21 protein-coding genes are annotated in these 24,049 nt (G+C 72.2%); 9 read left to right on the forward strand and 12 right to left on the reverse strand.

The window, feature by feature from the left end; all coding sequences use genetic code 11:
- Nucleotides 1–174 precede the first annotated feature (174 nt).
- The 4 genes from JIX55_RS14575 to JIX55_RS14590 form a co-directional block, all read right to left on the reverse strand.
- A complete protein-coding gene (locus JIX55_RS14575) occupies nucleotides 175–852 on the reverse strand; it encodes a response regulator (RefSeq protein ID WP_257563739.1) in 678 nt (225 codons plus the stop codon).
- 93 nt (nucleotides 853–945) lie between these two features.
- On the reverse strand, nucleotides 946–2,178 hold the full coding sequence (locus JIX55_RS14580; RefSeq protein WP_257563740.1) for a sensor histidine kinase: 1,233 nt from the start codon (nucleotides 2,176–2,178) through the stop codon (nucleotides 946–948).
- A 226-nt stretch (nucleotides 2,179–2,404) separates the two neighbouring features.
- Entirely contained in the window at nucleotides 2,405–2,683 is a 279-nt protein-coding gene (gene pspAA, locus JIX55_RS14585) for a PspA-associated protein PspAA (RefSeq protein WP_257563741.1), read from the reverse strand.
- Nucleotides 2,684–2,733: 50 nt separating this feature from the next.
- Nucleotides 2,734–3,525, reverse strand: a complete 792-nt coding sequence (locus JIX55_RS14590) for a PspA/IM30 family protein (protein ID WP_257563742.1) — start codon at nucleotides 3,523–3,525, stop codon at nucleotides 2,734–2,736.
- 347 nt (nucleotides 3,526–3,872) lie between these two features.
- Here JIX55_RS14590 and JIX55_RS14595 point away from each other — a divergent pair, with 347 nt between their 5' ends.
- On the forward strand, nucleotides 3,873–4,502 hold the full coding sequence (locus JIX55_RS14595; protein ID WP_257563743.1) for a DUF3043 domain-containing protein: 630 nt from the start codon (nucleotides 3,873–3,875) through the stop codon (nucleotides 4,500–4,502).
- A gap of 158 nt (nucleotides 4,503–4,660) precedes the next feature.
- Nucleotides 4,661–5,296, forward strand: coding sequence for a class I SAM-dependent methyltransferase (locus JIX55_RS14600; protein ID WP_257569330.1), 636 nt, complete (start codon nucleotides 4,661–4,663; stop codon nucleotides 5,294–5,296).
- Between the two features lie 294 nt (nucleotides 5,297–5,590).
- On the opposite strand, the gene JIX55_RS14605 is transcribed toward JIX55_RS14600, so the two are convergent.
- A complete protein-coding gene (locus tag JIX55_RS14605) occupies nucleotides 5,591–5,803 on the reverse strand; it encodes a hypothetical protein (RefSeq protein WP_257563744.1) in 213 nt (70 codons plus the stop codon).
- Between the two features lie 125 nt (nucleotides 5,804–5,928).
- Here JIX55_RS14605 and JIX55_RS14610 point away from each other — a divergent pair, with 125 nt between their 5' ends.
- Complete coding sequence (locus tag JIX55_RS14610; RefSeq protein ID WP_257563745.1) at nucleotides 5,929–7,134, forward strand: bifunctional adenosylcobinamide kinase/adenosylcobinamide-phosphate guanylyltransferase; 1,206 nt, start codon at nucleotides 5,929–5,931, stop codon at nucleotides 7,132–7,134.
- Here the strand turns inward: JIX55_RS14610 and JIX55_RS14615 are convergent.
- The gene (locus tag JIX55_RS14615) at nucleotides 7,123–8,190 is read right to left on the reverse strand and encodes a class I SAM-dependent methyltransferase (RefSeq protein WP_257563746.1); all 1,068 of its coding nucleotides are present in this window, start codon (nucleotides 8,188–8,190) and stop codon (nucleotides 7,123–7,125) included. The two genes, JIX55_RS14610 and JIX55_RS14615, sit on opposite strands and share 12 nt — an antisense overlap.
- A 184-nt stretch (nucleotides 8,191–8,374) precedes the next feature.
- On the opposite strand from JIX55_RS14615, the gene cobT reads away from it, so the two are divergent.
- Nucleotides 8,375–9,496, forward strand: coding sequence for a nicotinate-nucleotide--dimethylbenzimidazole phosphoribosyltransferase (gene cobT / locus JIX55_RS14620; RefSeq protein WP_257563747.1), 1,122 nt, complete (start codon nucleotides 8,375–8,377; stop codon nucleotides 9,494–9,496).
- A gap of 209 nt (nucleotides 9,497–9,705) precedes the next feature.
- Entirely contained in the window at nucleotides 9,706–9,960 is a 255-nt protein-coding gene (locus tag JIX55_RS14625; protein WP_443046418.1) for a hypothetical protein, read from the forward strand.
- Here the strand turns inward: JIX55_RS14625 and JIX55_RS14630 are convergent.
- Nucleotides 9,925–10,773 (reverse strand): hypothetical protein, encoded by an 849-nt coding sequence (locus JIX55_RS14630; RefSeq protein ID WP_257563748.1) that lies wholly within the window; start codon nucleotides 10,771–10,773, stop codon nucleotides 9,925–9,927. The genes JIX55_RS14625 and JIX55_RS14630 overlap by 36 nt on opposite strands.
- 61 nt (nucleotides 10,774–10,834) lie before the next feature.
- On the opposite strand from JIX55_RS14630, the gene JIX55_RS14635 reads away from it, so the two are divergent.
- Nucleotides 10,835–11,677, forward strand: a complete 843-nt coding sequence (locus JIX55_RS14635; protein WP_443046419.1) for an adenosylcobinamide-GDP ribazoletransferase — start codon at nucleotides 10,835–10,837, stop codon at nucleotides 11,675–11,677.
- Nucleotides 11,678–11,712: 35 nt separating this feature from the next.
- On the opposite strand, the gene JIX55_RS14640 is transcribed toward JIX55_RS14635, so the two are convergent.
- From JIX55_RS14640 to JIX55_RS14660, 5 genes are all read right to left on the reverse strand, one after another.
- A complete protein-coding gene (locus JIX55_RS14640) occupies nucleotides 11,713–12,522 on the reverse strand; it encodes an endo alpha-1,4 polygalactosaminidase (RefSeq protein WP_257563749.1) in 810 nt (269 codons plus the stop codon).
- Nucleotides 12,522–13,232 (reverse strand): spherulation-specific family 4 protein, encoded by a 711-nt coding sequence (locus JIX55_RS14645; RefSeq protein ID WP_257563750.1) that lies wholly within the window; start codon nucleotides 13,230–13,232, stop codon nucleotides 12,522–12,524. Before JIX55_RS14645 ends, JIX55_RS14640 begins: the two co-directional genes overlap by 1 nt.
- Nucleotides 13,229–14,746: a hypothetical protein gene (locus JIX55_RS14650; RefSeq protein ID WP_257563751.1), complete on the reverse strand. Its 1,518-nt coding sequence runs from the start codon at nucleotides 14,744–14,746 to the stop codon at nucleotides 13,229–13,231. Before JIX55_RS14650 ends, JIX55_RS14645 begins: the two co-directional genes overlap by 4 nt.
- Nucleotides 14,743–16,266: a GT4 family glycosyltransferase PelF gene (pelF, locus tag JIX55_RS14655; protein WP_257563752.1), complete on the reverse strand. Its 1,524-nt coding sequence runs from the start codon at nucleotides 16,264–16,266 to the stop codon at nucleotides 14,743–14,745. The genes JIX55_RS14650 and pelF overlap by 4 nt, the downstream gene beginning before the upstream one ends.
- A gap of 160 nt (nucleotides 16,267–16,426) precedes the next feature.
- Nucleotides 16,427–18,466: a hypothetical protein gene (locus tag JIX55_RS14660; protein WP_257563753.1), complete on the reverse strand. Its 2,040-nt coding sequence runs from the start codon at nucleotides 18,464–18,466 to the stop codon at nucleotides 16,427–16,429.
- Between the two features lie 486 nt (nucleotides 18,467–18,952).
- Here JIX55_RS14660 and JIX55_RS14665 point away from each other — a divergent pair, with 486 nt between their 5' ends.
- The 3 genes from JIX55_RS14665 (at nucleotide 18,953) to sucB (ending at nucleotide 24,019) form a co-directional block, all read left to right on the forward strand.
- Entirely contained in the window at nucleotides 18,953–20,503 is a 1,551-nt protein-coding gene (locus tag JIX55_RS14665) for a leucyl aminopeptidase (RefSeq protein ID WP_257563754.1), read from the forward strand.
- Nucleotides 20,504–20,794: 291 nt separating this feature from the next.
- On the forward strand, nucleotides 20,795–22,183 hold the full coding sequence (gene lpdA / locus JIX55_RS14670; protein WP_257563755.1) for a dihydrolipoyl dehydrogenase: 1,389 nt from the start codon (nucleotides 20,795–20,797) through the stop codon (nucleotides 22,181–22,183).
- Between the two features lie 60 nt (nucleotides 22,184–22,243).
- Entirely contained in the window at nucleotides 22,244–24,019 is a 1,776-nt protein-coding gene (gene sucB / locus JIX55_RS14675) for a 2-oxoglutarate dehydrogenase, E2 component, dihydrolipoamide succinyltransferase (RefSeq protein ID WP_257563756.1), read from the forward strand.
- The last annotated feature ends 30 nt before the right edge of the window (nucleotides 24,020–24,049 follow it).

Here is a 24,049-nt window from a genome sequence, read left to right on the forward strand (position 1 = left end):
GAGGACGAACGCCCGTGTGCCACATGCGGCATGGGTGCCTCATGTGTCGCCTGTGTGACGCAGATGTGAGCGCTCACCTCATACCCTGGGCCATGGGGGACCCCTGTTCCCTCGCTCCCCAGGGCCATTTCCTTATGCCTCGCATACTCCGAGTGGAGTAGTCCCCGGCGGCTCTCACTCCACCCTTGGGCGTACCAGGCCCGACTCGTACGCGAAGACCACCAGTTGGGCCCGGTCGCGGGCGCCGAGCTTCGCCATGGCCCGGTTGACGTGTGTCTTCACGGTCAGCGGGCTGACCTCCAGACGCTCGGCGATCTCGTCGTTGGAGAGCCCTCCGGCGACCTGCACGAGCACCTCGCGCTCGCGGCCGGTCAGCGTGGCGAGCCGCTCGGAGCGGGCGGCGTCACCGCCGGAGTCGTCCGGCTGGGCGAGAAAGCGGGCGATCAGGCCCTTGGTCGCGGTGGGCGACAGCAGCGCCTCGCCGCCTGCGGCCACCCGGATCGCGTTGAGCAGTTCGTCCGGCTCCGAGCCCTTGCCGAGGAAGCCGGAGGCGCCGGCGCGCAGCGACTGCACGACGTAGTCGTCGACCTCGAAGGTGGTGAGGATGACGACCCGGACGTGGGCGAGCGTCGGATCGGCGCTGATCATGCGGGTGGCGGCCAGCCCGTCCGTGCCGGGCATCCGGATGTCCATCAGCACGACGTCCGCCCGCTCCTCCTTCGCGAGCCGCACCGCCTCCGCCCCGTCCGACGCCTCCCCCACGACCTCCATGTCCGGCTCCGAATCGACGAGCACCCGGAACGCGCTGCGCAGCAGAGCCTGGTCGTCGGCGAGCAGGACACGGATCGTCATACGGGGTCCCCCGGGGCGCTGGTCACGGTCGTACGGTCCGTCGGCCGCGGCATGGTCGTACGGCGGCTCGCCGGTGTGCCGCGATGGTACGGCTCACAGTCGTAGGGCTTCTTCGGTGACGGTCGTTCGGCTCTTGAGCGGCAGGATCGCATGGACGCGGAAGCCGCCGCCGTAGCGGGGCCCGGTGGTGAGGGCGCCGCCGAGCGCGGCGACGCGTTCACGCATACCGAGGAGGCCGTGGCCGCCGCCATGGCCCTCCTCGTCCTTCCCGTCGGGTCCGGTGCCGTTGTCGAGGACGGTGATCTCCACGTTCGGGCCGACGCATACGACGCTGACCTCGGCCTTCGCCTCCTTGCCCGCGTGCTTGTGCACATTGGTGAGGGCTTCCTGAATGACGCGGTACGCGGCGAGGTCGACAGCGGCCGGGAGCGGCACGCCCTGGTCGGCGCGGGCCACCTCGACCGCGAGGCCCGCGCTGTGGAAGGTGCCGACGAGTTCGTCGAGCCGGACCAGGCCGGGGGCGGGTTCGGTGGGGGCCTCGGGGTCACCGGACTGACGGAGCAGACCGACCGTGGCGCGGAGTTCGTTGAGCGCGGAGCGGCTGGCCTCGCGGACGTGGGCGAGGGCTTCCTTGGCCTGGTCGGGCCGCTTGTCCATGACGTGGGCGGCGACTCCGGCCTGGACGTTGACGAGGGCGATGTGGTGGGCGACGACATCGTGCAGGTCGCGGGCGATCCGGAGGCGTTCCTCGGCGACCCGGCGGCGGGCCTCCTCCTCGCGGCTGCGCTCCGCCCGTTCGGCGCGTTCCCGTATCGCGTGCACGAAGGCGCGGCGGCTGCGTACGGCGTCGCCGGCCGTGGCGGCCATGCCGGTCCAGGCGAAGATGCCGATGTTCTCCTGGTCGTACCAGGGAAGGGGGCCGACGAGCATGGCCGTCGCGGTCAGCACGGTCATCGTGAGCAGGCCGACCCGCCAGGTGGTGGGGCGGTCGGTGGTGGAGGCGACCGTGTAGAGGGCGACCACGGCGGACATCGCGACGGGGGCGCGGGGATCGCCGGTCACCAGCTCGGTGAGGGTGAGGGCGGAGGTGGCGGCCAGTACGAGCATGGGGGCGCGGCGGCGGGCCACCAGGACGGCGGCGGCCGGCACCATGAGCGCGATGCTGAGCCCGTCGGGGGTGCGGGCGCCCCATCTGCCCCCGTGCTCGGCGTGCGGGTCGATGAACGAGCCCGCCACCATCGCGACGAGGACGCCCAGGGCGAGGGCCGCGTCCAGCGCGATGGGGTGCGCCGTCAGCCAGGTCCTGGCCCGCTGGAAGGTGCTCACGGATGTGTACCGTACGGGGTTTTTGCAGGTGGGGGAACGGGGGCTGACAGTACCCGGGGGTGCCGACGCCGCCGCCGGGCTCCGCCCCGGACCCCGCCCGGGGCTGCGCCCTCGCGGGAGAACTCGGGTGAGGGGGTCGTCGGGCGAGGCGGCCGAGTGGTCGCCGAGTGTGGCCGGTCGCGCGGTTCCCCGCAGCCCTGTCGCAGGGCGTGGGCCCCTCGACCCATCAGCCCGGGATCAGTCCGTCGTCGCTCAGCATCTCCCTGACCTCCTCCAGCGTCGCGTCCGGCGCGGGGAGGATCAGTTCCGACGGCTCCAGGGAGTCGTCGGGGAGGGGGGTGCCCAGTTCTCGGACCTTGTCCAGGAGGGCGTGGAGGGTGTGGCGGAAGCCCGGGCCGTCGCCGACCTCCATTTCCGCCAGGAGTACGTCGTCCAGCTTGTTCAACTCGGCGAAGTGGACATCGTCCAGCCTCACCTGCCCCTCCCCCATGATCCGTACGATCATGTCGCCCTCCTCAGGCGTGGGACCCGGATATCCGTGCCGATGGCGCGTGTCTACTGCTTGTCGAAGCGGGGGGTGTCCTGCTGCTGGGACTGCTGCTGGGAAGCCGGCTGGCCCGTGCCGCCCTCGATGGCCTGCTGCTGTGCGGACGAGCCGCCCGCCAGCTCCGCCTTCATGCGCTGGAGCTCCAGCTCGACGTCCGTACCGCCGGAGAGGCGGTCCAGCTCGGCCTGGATGTCGTCCTTGTGCATGCCGGACTGGTCGTCGAGGGCACCGGAGGCGAGGAGCTCGTCGATGGCGCCGGCGCGGGCCTGGAGCTGCGCGGTCTTGTCCTCGGCGCGCTGGATGGCGAGGCCGACGTCGCCCATCTCCTCGGAGATGCCGGAGAAGGCCTCACCGATACGGGTCTGGGCCTGGGCGGCGGTGTAGGTGGCCTTGATCGTCTCCTTCTTCGTACGGAAGGCGTCGACCTTGGCCTGCAGGCGCTGGGCGGCGAGCGTGAGCTTCTCCTCCTCGCCCTGGAGGGTGGAGTGCTGCGTCTCCAGGTCCGTCACCTGCTGCTGGAGCGCGGCGCGCCGGGAGAGCGCCTCGCGGGCCAGGTCCTCACGCCCCAGCGCGAGCGCCTTGCGGCCCTGGTCCTCCAGCTTCGAGGACTGGGACTGGAGCTGGTTGAGCTGGAGCTCCAGGCGCTTGCGGGAGGTGGCGACGTCCGCCACGCCCCGGCGCACCTTCTGGAGCAGCTCCAGCTGCTTCTGGTACGAGTAATCGAGGGTTTCGCGCGGGTCCTCGGCCCGGTCAAGGGCCTTGTTCGCCTTCGCGCGGAAGATCATCCCCATACGCTTCATGACACCGCTCATGGGCTTCGCGCGCCCCCTTCTGACGGACTCCAGCTCACAGGTTTGCAACAGAACCCACAGTACGGGCCCTGCCTCTATTACCGCACTGTTCGGGGGCTGATGCGCTCATCCCCAAGGACGACTGTGTACGGCACCGCTCCGGCGTAGGGAGTAGATGTCTCCCGGGGTCAGATACGGGCCGACCCCCGGAACACCTCAGCGCCCCCTACGGACGAACCGTCACCGCACCCCCCGCTTTTCCGGCTTTTCGGGTTTCCCCGGCCACCTTCGCCCCTGCTCTGTCTCCAGCACAGACGCCGGGTGTTGCCGGATCGTTCCCCACTCGGCTGGGGTCCATGCCCCGGCACCCCGTACCCTTGGGTTTTGTGTTCCGAAGCCGCGACAAGAGCGAGAAGGGGCCGGTGGCCGACAAGGCGCCGGTGACCGACTCCAAGCAGACCCGTGACCCGCAGGCCCCCAAGGGGCGGCCCACTCCCAAGCGGAGTGAGGCCCAGACCCAGCGCCGCAGCGTGGCCAACACGCCCACGACGCGCAAGGAGGCCGCCAAGCGCTCCCGCGACGAGCGCCGTGCCGTGCTGGAGAAGCAGCGCCAGGCGCTGGCGACCGGCGACGAGCGCTATCTGCCCGCGCGGGACAAGGGTCCGGTGCGCAAGTTCGCCCGTGACTTCGTGGACTCACGGTTCCACATCGCGGAGTTCTTCCTGCCGCTGGCCGTGATCATCCTCGTGCTGAGCATGGTGCGGGTGGCGTCGCTGCAGAACATCGCGCTGCTGCTGTGGCTCTTCGTGATCGTCCTGATCGTGGTCGACTCGATCAGTCTCGGCTTCCGTCTGAAGAAGCAGCTGAACGAGCGCTTCCCCGACGCGAGCAAGAAGGGCGCCGTGGCCTACGCCCTGATGCGCACCCTGCAGATGCGTCGCCTCCGGCTGCCGAAGCCGCAGGTCAAGCGCGGAGAGCGGCCCTGAGCACGACCACTTTCTCCGGCGGTGCCGCGGAGGCCTGGCTGAACCGGCTGGGCACACTGCGTGAGGTCGTACGACAGGAGCTGGTCTCCCGCCAGGTGGACGAGCAGATAGTCGGACGCTTCCCGGTCGGGCAGCGGCTCCGGGTGCTCGACGTGGGCATGGGCCAGGGCACGCAGGCGCTGCGGCTCGCACGGGCCGGGCACGCGGTGACCGGGATCGAACGCGAGGCGAGGCTGATCGCCGTGGCCCGGGAGGCGCTCGCCGCCGAGCCCGAGGGCATCCGGGGGCGGGTGCGGATCGTCGAGGGCGACGGGCATGACACGGGTGTGCACTTCCTGCCGGGCAGTTTCGACGTGGTGCTGTGTCACGGCGTGCTGATGCACGTCGAGGAGCCCGACGCACTGCTGGCCGGGCTGGCTCGGATGCTGGCGCCCGGGGGGCTGTTGTCCCTGCTCGTACGGAACGCCGACGCGCTCGCCATGCGGCCGGGGCTGGCCGGGGACTGGGCGGGGGCGCTGGCCGCCTTCGACACCACCGCGTACCGGAATCGGCTGGGGCTCGATGTGCGGGCGGATCGGCTGGGGGCGCTCACGGACACCCTGGCGGGGATCGGGGCGCCGTTGCACGCGTGGTACGGGGTGCGGGTGTTCACGGATCTGGCCGCGGATGACGCTGGGGTGCCTGCCGGGCAGGAGGACCTGGAGGTGCTCCTCGCGGCGGAGGAGCGGGCCGGGCGGACGGATCCTTATCGGCAGGTCGCGGCGTTGCTGCACCTGTGCGGCGTGCGGGGCTGAGTTTTCCCGCCCCCGCCGCCCCTACCCATTCCCATCCCCAGGGGCGCTGCCCCTTCGACCCCGAGGTGGTCGGGTGGGTTGTTTGTTCGGGTGCGGGTGGGTGGGGGCTGGTCGCGCAGTTCCCCGCGCCCCTAAAAGCAAAAGGCACGGGGCGCAGCCCCTGCTTTTTGAGGGGCGCGGGGAACTGCGCGAGCAACCACACACCACCCGCACCCGCCAACGCACCCCACCCCCGAGCTCTCGCGCGGGTTCGGGGCGGAGCCCCGTGCTGGAATCCCGCCCCCCGCGGAGCGGCTACGCGTCCTGCGCGTGCAGGCTCATCGGGCCGTAGATCTCCGTGGTGTCCTCGAAGAGCCTCACCTGGTCGGCGCCGCCTTCCAGGAGCGCCTTCCAGTGTTCTCCGATCCACGACTCGGCGTCCCCCTGGGTCGTGAACTCCTCGGGCTGGACCGCGGGCTGGACCTCCGCCCCGTCGGCCTTCTCGAACCGCCACGTCCATGCCGCCATGTGAGCCTCCGTAAGTACCGGCCCGGCACCGCACACACAGTACCGAGCAAGATCCGGTTCCCCCCGAGCCTAGTCGGACGCGCAAGACCTGCGGGTGTTCATGGAGACACGGGAAAATCGGAGGCGTGGAACTGACATTGCTCGGCACCGGCGCCCCCGCGGGGCTTCCCCGCCCCGACTGTCCGTGCGCGGCGTGTGCGGCCGCGCTCGGTGATGCCGCGCGCGGGGCGACCGCGCTGCTCGTGGAAGGCACGCTGCTGCTCGACCTCACTCCGGGCGCCGCCCTCGCGGCCGCGCGCGCCGGGCGCTCGTTGGCCGGCGTACGGCAGGTGCTGCTGTCGCATCCGCACTACGGGCCCGCCGTGGAGGTGCCGGCGGGGCTGCCACAGCCGGGGCGGGTGCCGGACGGGCGGGAACTGGCGCTGCTGACCGGGCACCGGGTGCGGGCGCTGGCGCTGGACTCCCCGGGGACCGGGTACGCGGTGACCGGGCCGGGCGGGCAGCGGTTGCTGTATCTGCCGCCGGGGGGCGCGCCCGCCGGCGTGGAGGAGCAGTCGGTGGAGCCGTACGACATGGTGCTCGCCGATGTGCTGGGGCGGCCGGACGCCCTGGCGCGGCTGCGGGCGGTGGGGGCCGTCGGGCCGACAACCGATGTCGTCGCCGTGCACATCGACCACGACGTGCCCCCGGGCGCCGAGTTGCTGCGCCGGCTCGCGGCGGCGGGCGCGCGCGCCGTGCGGGACGGGACGACGCTCGCGGTGGGCGCCTACGAGAACGTGCCCGATGTACCGCGCCGCACGCTCGTGCTCGGCGGGGCGCGGTCCGGGAAGTCGGTGGAGGCCGAGCGGCGGCTGGAGGCGTTCCCGGACGTGCTGTATGTGGCGACGGGCGGGACGCGGAGCGGGGACGGGGAGTGGGCCGCGCGGGTCGCCGCCCATCGGGAGCGACGGCCCGGCTCCTGGCGCACGGTCGAGACCTGCGACCTCGTACCGCTGTTGAAGGACGACGACGGGGCTCCGCTGCTCGTCGACTGTCTGTCCCTGTGGCTGACGGACGCGATGGACTCGGTGGGGGCGTGGGACGACGCGGACTGGGCCGGGGGCGGGGAGCGCGCGCTCCGGGCGCGGGTCACGGAACTGACCGACGCCGTACGGCACACGCACCGCACGGTGGTCGCCGTCTCCAACGAGGTCGGCTCCGGCATCGTGCCGGCCACCGCCTCCGGCCGCCGCTACCGCGACGAACTCGGCCGCCTGAACGCGGCCTTCGCGGCGGAGTGCGAGCACGTCCTGCTGGTGGTGGCGGGGCAGGCCCTGTCCCTACGGGGCTGAGGGATCGGCCGGTGCGGTGCAGGAGGCGGCCGGTGGAGTGGAGGGGGCGGAGGAGTCGGCCGAGGAAGCGGGCCGGGGCTCCGAAGGGGCAGAGGGGTCGGGCGAGGGCTCCGAAGGGGCGGAGGGGTCGGGCGGGGGTGATGACGGGTCGGCCGAGGACGCTGGTGGGGCGGCCGACGGGGCTCGACGGATTGAGGGGGCGGTTTGTTGCGCCTTCCGGCGCGCGATGATCCGGTGTGCGCGGGGTGGGAGGGGGGCGCAGGCGCGGGTGACCAGGACCTCGTAGCCCAGGGAGTCCAGTTCGGCGAGCAGATTGCGCAGGGGCATGAGATGGAGGGGGCGTGGGCGGTCGGAGGGCCGCCGCGGCCATGATCGTCTGCCGGGCAGCGTGCCGAACGGGCGGGCGGGGGCCGGGACTTCGACGAGGAGGAGGCCGCCGGGGCGCAGGACGGTGCGGGCGACGCGGAGTTCCTCGCGAGGGTCGGCGGTGTGTTGCAGGTGGTGGAACATGCTGACCACGTCGTAGCGGCCGCGTAGCCGCGCGGCGATCTCCGGGTCGGTGAGCAGGCCCTGATGTGCCTCCTCGATGCGCCCGGCCGCCCGTGCCTGTTCGACGCGAGCGGTCGGGTCGAGGCCGTCGAAGGCGGTGTACGGGTGGATCTCGCGCGCGGCCTCCGGGAAGTGGCCGAGGCCGGTGCCGACGTCGAGCCAGCTCTCCGGTTCGGGATACGGCAGCAGCGCGCGGGCGGCGACCCGGTGGTGCCGCCGGCGCAGGCGCCCGGCGAGGTTCGAGCGGACGTTGCCCTCGGTGGGGTACTGGTGACGGCGGAGCAGCAGCCCGTCCCGTGTGGGCCGGGGGTTCTGGAAGGCGTGGGAGCAGTCCCGGCACTCGTCGACCACCAACGTGCCCGGCGTACCCGGCCTCCTTTCCGGCGTACGCACCCGCGTACGCAACTGCCGCGAGCCGCACCACGGACAGTCGTCCCGGCGCGGCTCGTGGAAGGGATCGACGCCCGGGGCGAGTTGGCCGGGGTCCGGCTGCGGGGTGGGGGACATGGCGGCTCCTGGGGACGACGGACGCGACAGGGCGGAGGGCGTGCGGACATTCGCCTCAAAAAGGTACGGAGGTGATCGCGATCCGGGGTGCAATGACGTGCCGGTGGCGTGGTCGGGCGTTCGTGCGTCGCGGGGTCACGGTGTGGCACGGTCGTGTTCGATCGCTGCCGGTACTGTTCGGCGAATGAGCTCGCTTAATCTCGACGACTTCACCGATCTGATCGAGCGCCCCGACGGTGGGGTGCGCCGCGACGCCGAGGCGCGCCGGGAGAGGCAGATCGTGCCGCCCGGGGCGCTGGGCCGCCTCGACGACCTGGGTGAGTGGCTCGCGGCGGCGCAGTCGGCCGTGCCCGTGCGGCCGATCAGCCAGGCCCGTGTGGTGCTGTTCGCGGGCGACCACGGCATCGCCGAACTCGGCGTCTCCGCGCGGGCCGCGGGCACCGCGGACCAGTTGGTGCGGGCCGTTCTCGACGGCAGCAGCCCGGTGGCGGTGCTGGCCCGGCGGCTCGACGTACCCGTACGCGTGGTGGACCTCGCGCTCGACTGCGACCCGGACGCGCTGCCCGCGGAGGTCGTACGGCACCGGGTGCGGCGCGGGTCCGGGCGTATCGACGTGGAGGACGCGCTGACGGCGGAGGAGGCGGAGGCCGCGTTTAGGGTGGGCGTCGCCCTCGCGGACGAGGAGGCGGACTCCGGGACCGACCTCGTCGTCCTCGGCGATGTGAGCGTCGGCGGGACCACGGCGGCGGCCGTCCTCGTGGCCGGGCTGTGCGGGACCGACGCGTCCGTCGTCACCGGGCGGGGTGGCCGGGCGATCGACGACCTGGCGTGGATGCGGAAGTGCGCGGCCGTACGGGACGCCCTGCGGCGGGCCCGGCCGGTGCTCGGGGACCAGTTGCAGTTGCTCGCGACCGTGGGCGGGGCGGATCTCGCCGCCATGACCGGGTTCCTGTTGCAGAGCGCGGTGCGGAAGATGCCGGTGATTCTCGACGGGGTGGTGTCGGCGGCGTGTGCGCTGGTCGCCCAGCGGGTCGCCTTCCGGGCGCCCGACTGGTGGCTCGCGGGGCAGAACAGCGGGGAGCCGGCCCAGGCCAAGGCACTGGACCGGATGGCCATCGAGCCGCTGCTCGACCATGGGGTGAAGGTCGGGGAGGGAGCCGGGGCGCTGCTGGCCCTGCCACTGGTGCAGGCCGCTGCGGCATTGGCGGCGGAGCTGCCGGAGCGGGAGCCGGCGGAGCCGGAGAAGGCCCCCGCCGAGGACGCGGCCGAGGAGAAGATCCTCGCCGAGGAGTACGACGCGACCTAGGAGCAGTGCGGGTGCGTCACGTAGGGCCGGTTCGGCACCGCCGGACCACGCCGCCGCTGCGGCTGCGCGCCGCTGCGGCTGCGAACAGATGAGGACCGGCTCACCGAGCGAGCGACAAACGAGGACAGCACGCTCACGGGGTAGGCGGGCACGACACAGCGGACGTCTGCACGCCGTATCTGCGGTGGCCGGTCGCGACGGGCGTCGTCATGCCCCTGCTCCACCCGAGCCATGGTTCAGGGCCGTCGGCGGCCGTGGTCGGGCTCGCCGTGTTCGTGGGGTTGCGCCACCGGGCGTACGTCACGGCGGGCGCGGTCGTCGAGGCGATGGTCGTCGAGGTGCTGGTGAAGGAGGACCTGGCGGGCGGCAAGGGAGCATCTGGCGGCGATCGTGACGGTGCTGGTGGTGTACGGGGGCGTGGCCGTACGTCAGCGGCGCCCCGCCTGATCGGACGCACCGGATGAACCGGCTGGGTCTGACGGATCGGCGGGACCGGGCGGACCGGCGGGGCCTGACGGACCGGCACCGGGCGCCAACTCCGCGTCCGGGGTGCCGCCGATCCAGTCCTGAAGGCGGCGGCTGGGGCCCGCCCAGCGGCGGTCGTGGCGGTAGGCGCGCCGCCAGGCCCGGGCGCGGGCGCGCGGGCGGCGGCGGTAGAAGCGGCGGGCCCAGACGGAGGTGGGCCGGGCCAGGCGGATGGCGCCGATGACGGCGATGAACGGGATGATCACGCCGAAGATCGCCGTCCGGACCTTGCCCTTGCTGAGGGCGATCAGCGAGATGAGGAAGTTCGTGCCGATGCTGACCATGACGGCGCCCCGGTCCTGGAGTTCGTCGTCGCTGAGGTCGTTGACGCCGAAGGGGAGGAAGCCGATCAGCATCAGGCCCACCAGGGCGGCCGTCAGCACGACCACCTCGACGCTCTTGCGGCCCGCCTCGGTCCAGTACACGTCGTCGAGATGGAGGATCAGCGCGAACTCGTCCAGCACCAGGCCCACACCCATGCCGAACAGCACGGCGGAGATCAGCGCGCCGAGGCCGTGTCCGTCACTGGCCACCCCGCCGAAGCCGCCGACGACGGTCAGGACGACACCGGGGACGACGTGGTGGATGTGTACGCCGCCGCTGCCGCTGATGTTGCGGAACGGGCCCTTGCCCGCCCGGATCAGACGGGTGACGACACGGGTGATTAAGAACGTCAGTACGAACGCGGTGAGTGCGAGGAGTAGCGGCAGTTTGCCCGGCTCGATGATGTTCCGCTCCCACCAGTGACCCATATGCGAACTTTATCCACCACTGCCCCTGGGCGCCGCCAGACCGGCCGGGTAGCCTGCGCCGGTGTCCACGACCCCCGAGCCCACGCCCCCCGAGCCCACGGCTTCCGAGCCCACGACCCCGGCGGCCGGGCCCGCACTCTCCGACGGCCTCCGTTTCGCCTTCGGCACCCTGACCGTGCTGCCGGTGACGGTGAACCGCTGGGACCGGGAGGCCGCGCGCGTAGGGATGCTGTGCGCGCCCGTCGCCGGGCTGGTCGTCGGCCTGGTCTCGGCCGCACTCGGCGGTCTTCTCCTCGTCCTGGGCGCCGGTCCGTTGCTCGCCGCCGTGGCCTCCGTCGCCGTACCGGCCGTCCTCACGCGCGGCCTGCACCTGGACGGGCTGGCCGACACCGCCGACGGGCTCGGCAGCGGCAAGCCCGCCGAGGACGCTCTGCGGATCATGAAGCAGTCGGACATCGGGCCGTTCGGCGTCATCACCCTCGTCCTGGTGCTGCTGGCCCAGGTCGCCGCGCTCACCGAGGCGTACGGGGAGTCCTGGGCGCTGGGCGCGCTCGCGGCGGCCGTCTCCGCGACCGCCGCCCGGCTGGCCCTGACGCTGGCCGCGCGCGCGGGCGTACCCGCCGCCCGGCCCGAGGGGCTGGGGGCGGCGGTGGCGGGTGCGGTGCCGGTACGGAGCGCACTGCTCGTGGCCGGCCTGGTCGGATGCGCGGCGGCGGGCGCGGGCGCGTTCTTCGGGCCGTACGACATCGGCCGTACGGTGCTCGCGGTCGTCCTCGCCTGTGGTGCCGCCGAGTCGCTGCTGCGGCACTGCACGCGGCGGTTCGGCGGGGTGACCGGCGATGTGTTCGGCGGGCTGGCGGAGACCGCTGCGACAGCGGCGCTGGTCGTGTTCACCCTCGGGTGATCCCCGGGGCGGTCCCCCCGGCTGATCCACGAGCGTCAGCAGGCCTTCCGCCACACCCCCAGCTCCCACTTCTTCAGCATCGAGCTGAGCTCCAGGCGTCGGGCCTCGGGGCAGAAGTCGCCCGTCTCCATCTCGTACTCGACGTGGAAGACCGCCTTGCCCGCCTCGATGAAGGGGGTGAGGTCGTCGCACTCCTCGTACTGGGCGCACTGCTCGTTGACGGCGAAGTCGAAGTCGTCGACGAGTTCCGGGATCTGGTCGAGGTCGTTCTTGAGGCCCACGGCGAGGCCCCGCTCGTGGGCGAGGCGGGCGATGAGGCGGTTGTAGCGAAGCTGGTCGGCGGCCTTCAAGGGGAAGCCGGTCTCGTTGCGGTAGCCGTCCATGTTGTCGGGCTCGACCGCGTCGAAGCCCTTCTCCGCGCACATGTCGAAACGGGCGGCCATGAGGGGTTCGAGGACGTCGGTCTCACGGATGTCGAGCCAGCGCTCACCCTCCCAGCCGTTGCTCTTGCCGATGACCGATTTCGGGAACTCGTCGGCGTCCGGGCGCCAGTCCTCCCAGGCGCCGGTCGACAGATAGCAGATGACCTCGCGGCCGTCGTCGTGCAACTCGGCGACGGCGTCGGCGGATTGGTCGAAGCCGTCGATGTCGTACACGGGGACGTCGACGGAGGTGTCCAGACGCCCGCTGAGCTGCCACTGCCAGTCCGTGCCGGGCTCCGGCCGCCAGCGCGCGGCCTCGCCGGACTCCCGGCCGGTGCCCGGCTGGTCGTCGGAAGTGGTCGTACACCCGGCGACCAGCAGAAGGACGGACAGCAGGGCGCTGCGGGCGAGGACGCGGCTCATCAGGTGGGCTCCAGGGCGTGCGGCAACGTACCCCAGGGATGATCCCCTACGCCGGGAACCGCGCAGTGCACGGAGGCTCCGCGGGTCCGTGCGAGGCCGCCGACGTCGGCGTCCGGCGGCACTCCGTACACCAGATGGCACACCTGCGCGCCGAGGCCGCGGGTGCCGCCCGGCCAGGGCGCGAGCGGCTGTTCCCGGTACGTCTCCCAGGTGCCCTCGAAGGTGACGACGAGGTCGGCGATACGGGCGTAGGCGGGGTGCGGCGGGGTGCCGTGGTTGAGGGCGAGGGTGGCGGAGCCCCCGCCCCAGACGGCCGCCGCGAGCCGCCGGTAGTAGTCGAACTCGCCGAGGCCGGCGGGCACTTGGTCGAGGAACGTGCCGTCGGTGCCGTACCAGGCCTGATACCTGGTCAGGTCCCGTACGACCTCGGTGACGGGCCGGCGGCCGTAGCCCGTGTCGGCGTACCCGAGGAGCCGTACGCCCGCGGCCCGCAGCCGGTTGGCGACCTGGATGAACGCCGGGTCGGGGGCGTCGCCGGGGCCGCTGGACGGGTTGAGGACGACGCCGTAGAGGCTCGGCGCGGCGGTGACCAACGCGTTCCACTCGGCGGGGCGGGCGGACGGGTGCTCGTAGTAAGGGACGAGGACGGAGGGGCGGGCGGAGGTGCCGGCCGGCCCCCGCTCCGGGCACTCTGTTCTCTCTGCTCTCATCGGTGAGCCGTCGCCCTCCCCAGCAGGCCGCCTACCAGGCCCGCCTGGAGCCCGGCCGCGACGCCGTACACGGTCAGGCCGATCAGGTGCGGGTCGGCCGAGTACATCGCCAGGGCCGTGGTCTGGGCGAGGGCGGCGGCGCAGCACACCGTGGCCGCGCCCAGGACGGCGCCGAAGGACTGCAGGAGCAGGCCGGTCCAGAGCACGGCGCCCAGCAGGAGCAGGCCCGCGAGGCGGGTTCCGTCGAGGACCGGGGCCTGCGGCCACATCGCGGCCGTGGCATGGGCCAGGATCAGCAGGGCGGCGAGATAGCCGGCCAGGCACTGGACCAGGGTCACGGCGGTGGCCCGCCAGAAGGCGCCCGGTGTGCTGGTGGAGCGCAGTCCGGCGAGGCCTCCGCTGCGGAAGCGGTACAGCAGCCATTCGGCGGGGCCCATGCTGAGCGTGAGCGCCACGGCGGCGGGTGTGGCGACCGCGCTGTGCTCCTCACCGGCGAGCACGTCCCCGAGCGCCGCGTACAGCACGAGCACACCGGTGCCGAGGCCGAAGAAGGCGTACGGGAGGGAGGCGGAGAGCCGGGGAGAGGCCGGGTCCTTCTCCGTGGTGGCTCCGGGGGTGCCGAAGGGCAGCAGGGCCGCGAGCCCGGCGGTCCAGCGCGCGAGGCCCAACTCCTTCATGGCTGGCGCCACTTCGTGTGCCGCGAGGATCACGACCGCCGACAGGGACCCGGCCAGCAGGGTGAGCCTCGACCAGTCGGGCACCTGCTGGACCAGGGCGAACAGGGAGCCCGCCGTCATCGGCAGCAGACTGTGGAGAAGGGCCCGTTCACGGCCCATGACCAGCAGGACGGTCGCGGCGCCGAGATAGCAGGACTGTCCGGCGGCGAAGGCCACCGCACCCGGGTCGCCGCCGCCCGCCACGAGGAACGCGACCGCCGCGCCGAGGAGCACACCGACCGGGGCCCCGACGGCGAGGGAGCGGCGGCACGCGTCGCGGTCGCCCAGCCCGAGCCAGGAGTACGCCCGGTGGGCGAGCCCCTGGTTCCACATCCAGCCGCACAGGGCGCCGGCCAGCAGCGGGACCGTACCGGCGGGGAGGCCGAAGCCGTCGCGGGGGCCGGCGAGAAGGGGTGCGCCCAGGACGTAGGCGAGGCCCGGGAGGGCGAAGACCACGCCTCTGAGCAGGCAGCCCAGCAGGCTGATCCGCCAGGGGTCGGGCGCGGGACCGTCCGGTTCGGGATGACCGCGCTCGACGCGTTCGTACAACTCCTCGGCGAGGGCGAAGGAGTTGCGGTACCCGTACCGTTCGCGGGTCCGGTCGTCCGACATGCCGTTGGACTCCAGCAGGGCCGCTATCTCGTCGGGGTGGACGGCGGCCGCCATGAACTCCCGGTACTGCTCGGCGAGTTGATCGATGGGATCGGGGTTGGCCCAACGCGCCCCGCGGCGCTGTCGAGGAATGGCCGGGAGAGTGTTCCGCGGTGCGCCCGGGGGCGTCGGGAGGCTGCCGCTCACCAGTCGGTTCCGTCCGTCGCCACGGTCCGGTACCAGGGGTCGCGCAGTTCGACGGTCCAGTCGGCGACCGTCTCCAGCGCGGGCTCGTACACGGCCTCGCCCTGGCCCGCGAGCTCCAGATAGATCGTGCGGAAGGCGTCCACGGAGCGGCGCAGGGTGAACCGGTCGATGACGCGCCGACGCGCCGACTCGCCCAGTCCGATGCGGCGTGCGTCGTCGCGGAGGAGGACGAGCGCGGCGGCGGCCAGCTGTTCCGGCTCGCGCGGAGGTACGACGATCCCGGTGTCGCCGACCGCCTCGCGGACCCCGCCTACGTCCGTCGAGACGGTCGTACGGCCGCAGGACATGGCCTCGATGATGGAGAACGGGAAGCCCTCGGAGATGGAGGACAGCATCACGATGTGCCCGGCCGCGTACGCGCGCCACACCTCGTTGATCCTGCCCTCGAAGGTGAGCCCGTCCGTGACGCCCAGTTCGGCGGCGAGTTTCTCCAGCTCGGTGCGGTACTCCTCGCCGCCGGGCGGCACGGGTCCGAACAACCGGAGTCTGGTCTCGGGGAGTTCGGCGCGGATCATGGCGTACGCGTGCAGCAGTGTCTCCAGGTCCTTGATGGGGTCGACACGGCCGCACCAGGTGAGGGTGGGCACGTCGGGTTCGGGGCCGGCGTGCGGGAAGGCGGCCGGGTCGACGCCGTTGTAGACCGTGCGGACCTTGTCGCCGTCGGCGCCGCCGCGCTCCTCCCAGCGGCGGTTGTACTGGTTGCAGGGCGTGATGAGGTCGGCGGCGCGGTAGCCGAGCCTGGTCAGCTCGCGGTGGAAGCCGAGCATGAAGGCCTTCACGGGCCAGCGCTGGTCGCCGCTCCGGTGGCCGAGGTAGCGCTCGCGCAGATAGATGCCGTGCTCGGTGAGGAGGAACGGCACGCCGTCCAGCTCACGGGCGGCGAGCGCGGGCAGGGTGGCCAGACCGCCGCTGACCGCGTGGGCCACGCAGTTCTCGGGGATACGGGCGCCGAGCGGCCGTAGGGCGTGTTCCAGCAGGTCGGTCGCGGTGAGCGCGTCGTGGACCGTGGGGTGCGCGGCGGCCGTCGGCAGATGCGGCATCGTCCAGATCCACATCAGCGAGCGCAGTGCGGCCTCCGTGCGCAGCGCCGCCGACAGGCGTCCGTCGCGGGCGAGTTCGGCCAGCTCGTAGAGCGCCTCCCCGAAGTCGCGGGACGCCTCGGGGTCCAGGACGGAGAGCAAAAGCCGTTCATAGGAGTCGGTGAAGCGGCGGCGGGCCGCGCCATACGGGGCACGGGTGCGGCCGGGGCGTGGGCCCCAGGTGGGTACGGAGGTGTGCCGGTACACGTTCGGCGGAAGTTCCCAGGTCACGGGTTCGCGGCCGGTGCCGGTGAGCGACACGAGGTGGAACTCGATGTCGGGCATGCCCTTGACGAGCTGGTCGCACCAGGTGCTCACCCCGCCGTGGACATGCGGATAGGTGCCTTCGGTGAGCATGGTGACATGACGGCCGGTGCGCATCGCTGCGCCGCTCCCCCCTGTTGTGCGGATGATGTACGGGGCCTGGCGGCCCGGACCCCGGCTGCGGGTCCATGGAGGCTGGTCATGCCCCGCGGCGGAGCCGCATGTCGCATACGGCCCCGCGCCCCTTCGGGGCGTTGCCGCTGAGCCTCGTCGCGCCCTACGGCAGCTTGAGCCTGACAGCGGTCTGCGACGGTGCGGGCGTGGTCCAAGCCGAGCGCCCTCCCGCGTATGGCGTCCCGAACACGGTGGTCCCGACGGGGAGTCGCTGGGTGGTCCCCTCCGGTGCGGTCACCGGGATCCGGGTCCCGGGCGGGGCGGTGACGGTGACGGTCACCGTGGTCCCGATCCGGTACGCCGTGACGGTGCCGTTCTCGACGGCGGTCTGCCAGGCGGCCCGGCGTTTCAGCTCCGTGCCGACCGCGCTCTGCCGGGGGTTCTCCAGCGGTGTGTCGGCGGCGAACAGCGCCCGGTAGTCGGCGATCACCTGGTCCAGGACCGGGTAGAGCAGCCGCTCCTCGGCCAGGTTGGACTGGTGCGCGTAGTGCGGTCGCGGGTCGTTGCCGGTGGCGTGCAGCAGGGCGGTACGGACCTCCTGCGGGACGATGTGCGACGCGTAACCGGTGGCCGGGTCCAGCGGGGCGGGCAGACAGGTGGAGGTCGCGTCGTTCTCGCAGACCCCGCTGCCGCCGTCGGCCGCCGAGGTGTAGACCCAGTTGTACTCGTCGACCATCTCCGCGGCCGTGCCCACGTTGTAGTACACGTTCATCGGGTGGCGCGGCACCGTCAGGGCGGCGCCCACCGAACGCTGGCTCGGCTCACGGGAGTTGTCGGAGGCGATCCACTTGACACCGTTGTCGGCGAGCGCGCCCGCCAGGTTCGGGTTGTCGTCCGGCTGCTGCGGCGGCGTCTTCAGCCCGGAGTGCTCGCCCGTCACCAGCTCGTCCCGCCGCACCGGCAGACCGCGTGCCACCGCCCAGTCGTGGTTGTCCCTGATCTGCCCGGCGATGTCGGCGCGGCTCAGCTGGCGGGTGGAGCCGTCCGCGTTCTTCGCGCAGCTCCACGGGACGGTCGAGGTGTCCTGGACGCATCCGAGGTACCGGTGGGTGTAGGTGTGATTGATCCAGCGGTACGCGTTCTTGTCCGCGAGCAGCCGGTCGGTGAGGGCGTCGGTGCCGCCGTTCGCCGCCTTCCACTCCTCGCCGCTGCCCCCGTTGTAGACCATGTCGAGGGTGAAGCCGCTGGACCGCTGCCACTGTTTCGCGTACTCCGCGTCGGCGGCGGTCATCCGGATAGGCTCGGCCCCCTCGCCCTCCCCGCCGCCGCAGTTGAAGCTGCCGGGCGTGCAGTTGTGCTCGGTGTCCCAACGGCTGTCTGGCGCGAACACGTCGTCGACGTGGACGGCGAAGTAGTTCCGGCTCCGCCCGAGGTGCACGCCCTGCGTCAGCCACTCGACGATCCCCCGGGCCAGCACCCGGAACTGCCGCTGATGCTGGTTGTAGGCGAAGGTGACGACCAGTTCGCGGCGCCCGTCGTGGGCGTACTCGCCGAGCAGGCTGCCCCGGCCGCTGCCGCCGGGCACGGCGATGTCGAGATAGCTGGTGTAGCCCGCCCGGGGCCGGGCGACGAAGCCGTAACTCTCCCGCAGAGCCGCGGAGTCGTCCTCGAACGCGAGCTGCCCGTCCAGATAGCCGAAGTGGCCCGCCTTGCCGGCGTCGGTCACCGCGGCCTCACGGCCGTCGAGGGTGCCGGCCCAGCCGCCCTCGCTCGTGTGGTCGAGCCCGACGCCGGGATGCGCCCAGGTGTAGGCGTCCACCTGCGGGATGCCGTACGTCCGCTCGTACGCCTCCAGGGCGGTCTGCTCGGCCGAACCCGCGCCGAACGGGGCCTCGTCGGGCAGGACCACACCCTGGAATCTGGCGCGCGGCGTGCCGCCCACCGTGTCGCTCAGGAAGGCGGCGTCGATGGTCGGGCGGTCGGCGTCGTCGAGGTTGACGCGCGTGTACGGGATGCCGGTGCTCTTCAGCTCCGCGGTGATGGCCTGGACGGGGCTGTCGCCGTTGTCCACGACCAGGACCTTGAGGTCGATGCGCGGTGCGGCGCCGGCCGACGCTTCCGGTATGCCCAGACCCGCCGCCAACAGGCTCGCGGTCGCCACGACCGCGGCGGCGTTTCTCCGTCCGGGCACACAGTGCGCCATGTTCGCCCCTCCCCCGAGAAGATCCCCCGCGGCCGGACTGAACGGCCGTACCCAGGGGAATCCGTGGAAATGATGCAAACCGATGAGCTGATCACTCACCGGCGGGACGAGTGTGACCCAGGTCAGGGCATATGAGGCACAAAAATGACCATGAAGCCACATAGGGGTGAATGCCCGCAGGGATGATCGAAATCGGCTGCCGACGCTACGCGCGCAGACCCGTGGTGCTACGCGCGGAGATCCAAGTACACGCGACAGCCGGCCCGCGACAAGGGATCCCCCTATGCCGAAGACATGGGGATCTCCCTGCACGGGCGGAGCCGAAAGTCGGGGAGGCTGGTCGCAGCGGACGCCGTGCGGGCGGCGCGTGCGCAACCGGCCCGCGCCCCAGATCCGATGGGCCGAACAAGGGCCTAGGCTCGTTCACGGCACGTCGACCCATCCGTTCGGCCACCGAAACTCAATCGGAAGCGAGATTTCACCACCGTGACTGCTCTCACTCTCAGCACCGCCGCCGCGTCGGGCCTCCGCGCCGACGCGATCGTGGTCGGTGTCGCGAAGGGCTCTGCATCCCGGTCAGGGGACCTGGTCATCGCGCCGGGTGCCGAGGCCGTGGACAAGGCATACGACGGCAAGCTGGCCGGCGTCCTGGAGACCCTCGGCGCCTCGGGCGCGGAGGGCGAGGTGACGAAGCTGCCCGCGCCGTCCGGTTTCAAGGCGCCGCTCGTCGTGGCGGTGGGCCTGGGTGCGGTGCCCGAGAAGGACGGCTCGTTCGGCGCGGAGGCGCTGCGCCGCGCGGCCGGTGCCGCGGCCCGTGCCCTGTCCGGCACGAAGAAGGCCGCGTTCGCGCTGCCCGTCGAGGACGCCGACGCCGTGGGCGCCCTCGCCGAGGGCGCGTTGCTCGGCGCGTACTCCTTTGACGTGTACAAGGAAACCGGCCGTCAGGCCAAGGACGCCGCGAAGGCCAAGAACGGCAAGGCGCCGCTCGCCGAGGTCGCCCTGCTCGGCGCGAAGCCCCGGGACAAGGCCCACAAGGCGGCCGCCGAGCGCGCGATCGCGGTGACCGAGGAGCTGAACCGCGCCCGGGACCTCATCAACACCCCGCCGAACGACCTCGACCCGGAGGCCTTCGCCGCCGTCGCGCAGACCGCGGCCAAGGAGCACGGCATCAAGGTGACCGTGCTCGACGAGAAGGCGCTCGCCAAGGGCGGCTACGGCGGCATCCTCGGCGTCGGCGCGGGCTCCGCGGCCACGCCCCGGCTGGTGCAGCTGTCGTACACCAGCCCCAAGGCGAAGAAGCACCTGGCGTTCGTCGGCAAGGGCATCACGTACGACTCGGGCGGTATCTCGCTCAAGCCCGCCGGGCACAACGAGACGATGAAGTGCGACATGAGCGGCGCGGCCGCCGTGTTCGCCGCGGTCGTCGCCGCCGCGCGCCTGGGTCTCGAGGTCAACATCACGGGCTGGCTCGCCCTCGCCGAGAACATGCCGTCCGGCTCCGCCACCCGCCCGGGTGACGTGCTGCGCATGTACAGCGGCAAGACGGTGGAGGTGCTGAACACCGACGCGGAGGGCCGGCTCGTCCTGGCCGACGCGCTCGCCAAGGCGTCCGAGGACAAGCCGGACGCGATCGTCGACGTGGCGACGCTGACCGGGGCGATGATGCTGGCGCTGGGCAACCGGACGTTCGGGATCATGGCCAACGACGACGCGTTCCGCACGGCCGTGCACGAGGCCGCCGAGGAGTCCGGTGAACCGGCGTGGCCGATGCCGCTGCCGGACCATCTGCGCAAGGGGATGGACTCCCCGACCGCCGACATCGCGAACATGGGTGAGCGGTACGGCGGTGGGCTGGTCGCCGGGCTGTTCCTCAAGGAGTTCGTGGGTGAGGGGATCACCTGGGCGCACCTGGACATCGCGGGGCCGGCCTTCAACGAGGGGGGTCCCTTCGGGTACACGCCGAAGGGTGGGACCGGGACGGCTGTTCGGACTCTGGTGCGGCTGGCTGAGCGGGCTGCCTCCGGCGACCTGGGGTGACGTTCGCCTGACAGCTCGGTGTCCGAGGGGCGTGGGCGACTGCGGGCCGACTGCGGCTGGTCGCGCGGTTCCCCGCGCCCCTTCGGGGCGTTGCCCCCGCGGCCCGCGTCACAAGTGAGCGTGTGGTGTCTCACACCCCGGCCCGGCGTCTCGTTCGGCGTGGACAAGTGCGAAGATGGGCGTCGGCAGGACAGGGCCCCCACCACAGGGCCGAAGAAGAGCGGCCGGACACCCAGCCGCCGCCCGGTCATGGACGACCGGCGTACGGCGCACATGCATGGAGGACGTGACGTGGCGAACGACGCCAGCACCGTTTTCGACCTAGTGATCCTCGGCGGTGGTAGCGGTGGTTACGCCGCGGCGCTGCGCGGGGCTCAGCTGGGCCTGGACGTCGCCCTGATCGAGAAGGACAAGGTCGGAGGCACCTGCCTGCACCGGGGATGCATTCCCACGAAGGCCCTGCTCCACGCGGGCGAGATCGCCGACCAGGCCCGCGAGAGCGAGCAGTTCGGTGTGAAGGCCACCTTCGAGGGCATCGACGTCCCGGCCGTGCACAAGTACAAGGACGGGGTGATCTCCGGCCTGTACAAGGGTCTGCAGGGGCTCATCGCCTCCCGCAAGGTCACCTACATCGAGGGTGAGGGCCGGCTGTCCTCCCCGACCTCCGTCGACGTGAACGGCCAGCGCGTCCAGGGCCGCCACGTCCTGCTGGCGACCGGCTCCGTGCCGAAGTCGCTGCCGGGCCTGGAGATCGACGGCAACCGCATCATCTCCTCGGACCACGCCCTCGTCCTGGACCGGGTGCCGAAGTCGGCGATCGTCCTCGGCGGCGGTGTCATCGGCGTCGAGTTCGCCTCCGCCTGGAAGTCCTTCGGTTCGGACATCACCGTCATCGAGGGTCTGAAGCACCTCGTCCCCGTCGAGGACGAGAACTCCTCCAAGCTTCTTGAGCGCGCCTTCCGCAAGCGCGGCATCAAGTTCAACCTGGGCACCTTCTTCTCGAAGGCCGAGTACACCCAGGACGGTGTCAAGGTCACCCTCGCCGACGGCAAGGAGTTCGAGGCCGAGCTCCTGCTCGTCGCCGTCGGCCGCGGCCCCGTGTCCCAGGGTCTGGGTTACGAGGACCAGGGCGTCGCCATGGACCGCGGCTACGTCCTGGTCGACGAGTACATGCGCACGAACGTCCCGACCATCTCCGCCGTCGGTGACCTGGTCCCGACGCTCCAGCTCGCGCACGTCGGCTTCGCCGAGGGCATCCTGGTGGCGGAGCGTCTGGCCGGTCTCAAGACCGTTCCGATCGACTACGACGGTGTGCCGCGGGTGACGTACTGCCACCCGGAGGTCGCCTCCGTGGGTATCACCGAGGCCAAGGCCAAGGAGATCTACGGCGCGGACAAGGTCGTCGCTCTGAAGTACAACCTGGCGGGCAACGGCAAGAGCAAGATCCTCAACACCGCGGGCGAGATCAAGCTCGTCCAGGTCAAGGACGGTGCCGTGGTCGGCGTCCACATGGTCGGCGACCGCATGGGCGAGCAGGTCGGCGAAGCCCAGCTGATCTACAACTGGGAGGCGCTGCCCGCCGAGGTCGCGCAGCTCATCCACGCCCACCCGACCCAGAACGAGGCGATGGGCGAGGCCCACCTGGCCCTGGCCGGCAAGCCGCTGCACTCGCACGACTGACCCCTCGGTCGACGAAGCGACGATCCAGACTTCCGCAATTCCTAAGGAGCAACAGAAACCATGGCGGTTTCCGTAACCCTTCCGGCGCTCGGCGAGAGCGTCACCGAGGGCACTGTCACCCGCTGGCTGAAGGCCGAGGGTGAGCGCGTAGAGGCCGACGAGCCGCTGCTCGAGGTCTCGACCGACAAGGTCGACACCGAGATCCCCTCCCCGGCCGCCGGCATCCTGGCGTCCATCAAGGTCGCCGAGGACGAGACCGTCGAGGTCGGCGCCGAGCTGGCCGTCATCGACGACGGCACGGGCGCGCCCGCCCCCGCCCCGGCCGCCGAGCCGGCCGCGGCTCCGGAGCCGGCCCCGCAGGCCACGCCCTCCACCGAGCAGGCCGCCCCCGCGCCGGCCCCGACCGCCGAGGCCGCCACCGGCGGTGGCTCCGCCGAGGGCACCGACGTGGTCCTCCCGGCGCTCGGCGAGTCCGTCACCGAGGGCACCGTCACCCGCTGGCTCAAGGAGGTCGGCGACTCCGTCGAGGCCGACGAGCCCCTCCTTGAGGTCTCCACGGACAAGGTCGACACCGAGATCCCGGCGCCCACCTCGGGTGTGCTCCTGGAGATCACGGTCGCCGAGGACGAGACCGCCGAGGTCGGCGCCAAGCTGGCCGTCATCGGCGCCCCCGGTGCCGCTCCGGCGGCTGCCCCGGCCGCTCCGGCCCCGGCGCCCGCCGCCGCTGCCCCGGCCCCGGCCGCTCCGGCGCCCGCCCCGGCCGCCCCCGCGGCTCCGGCCCCGGCCCCCGCCGCTCCGGCCCCGGCGCCCGCCGCCGCTGCCCCGGCCGCGCCGGCTCCCGCGCCCGCCCCGGTCACCCCGGCTCCGGCCCCGGCTGTGCCTGCCGCCGCCAAGGCGACCGACGAAGGCGCGTACGTCACCCCGCTGGTGCGCAAGCTCGCCGCCGAGAACGGCGTCGACCTGGGCGCCGTCAAGGGCACCGGCGTCGGCGGTCGTATCCGCAAGCAGGACGTCATCGCCGCCGCCGAGGCCGCGAAGGCCGCCGCCGCCGCTCCGGCCCCGGCGCCCGCCGCCGCGCCGGCCGCCAAGAAGGCGCCGGCCCTGGAGGCCTCTCCCCTCCGTGGCCAGACCGTCAAGATGCCGCGCATCCGCAAGGTCATCGGCGACAACATGGTCAAGGCGCTGCACGAGCAGGCGCAGCTGTCCTCGGTGGTCGAGGTCGACGTCACGCGGCTGATGAAGCTGCGCGCCCGGGCCAAGGACTCGTTCGCGGCCCGCGAGGGCGTCAAGCTCTCCCCGATGCCGTTCTTCGTCAAGGCCGCGGCCCAGGCGCTGAAGGCCCACGCGCCCGTCAACGCCCGGATCAACGTGGACGAGGGCACGATCACCTACTTCGACACCGAGAACATCGGTATCGCGGTGGACTCCGAGAAGGGCCTGATGACCCCGGTCATCAAGCACGCCGGTGACCTCAACATCGCCGGTATCGCCAAGGCCACGGCGGAGCTCGCGGGCAGGGTCCGCGCCAACAAGATCACGCCCGACGAGCTGTCCGGTGCGACCTTCACGATCTCCAACACCGGTTCGCGCGGCGCGCTCTTCGACACGATCATCGTGCCGCCGGGCCAGGTCGCGATCCTCGGCATCGGCGCCACGGTCAAGCGCCCCGCCGTTATCGAGACGGAGGAGGGCACGGTCATCGGCGTCCGCGACATGACCTACCTGACCCTCTCCTACGACCACCGTCTGGTCGACGGCGCCGACGCGGCCCGTTACCTGACGGCCGTCAAGGCGATCCTTGAGGCGGGCGAGTTCGAGGTCGAGCTGGGGCTGTGACAGCCACGTCTGTCTGAACTGAACGGTGCC

The organism is Streptomyces sp. DSM 40750, assembly GCF_024612035.1.
Taxonomy (GTDB): domain Bacteria; phylum Actinomycetota; class Actinomycetes; order Streptomycetales; family Streptomycetaceae; genus Streptomyces.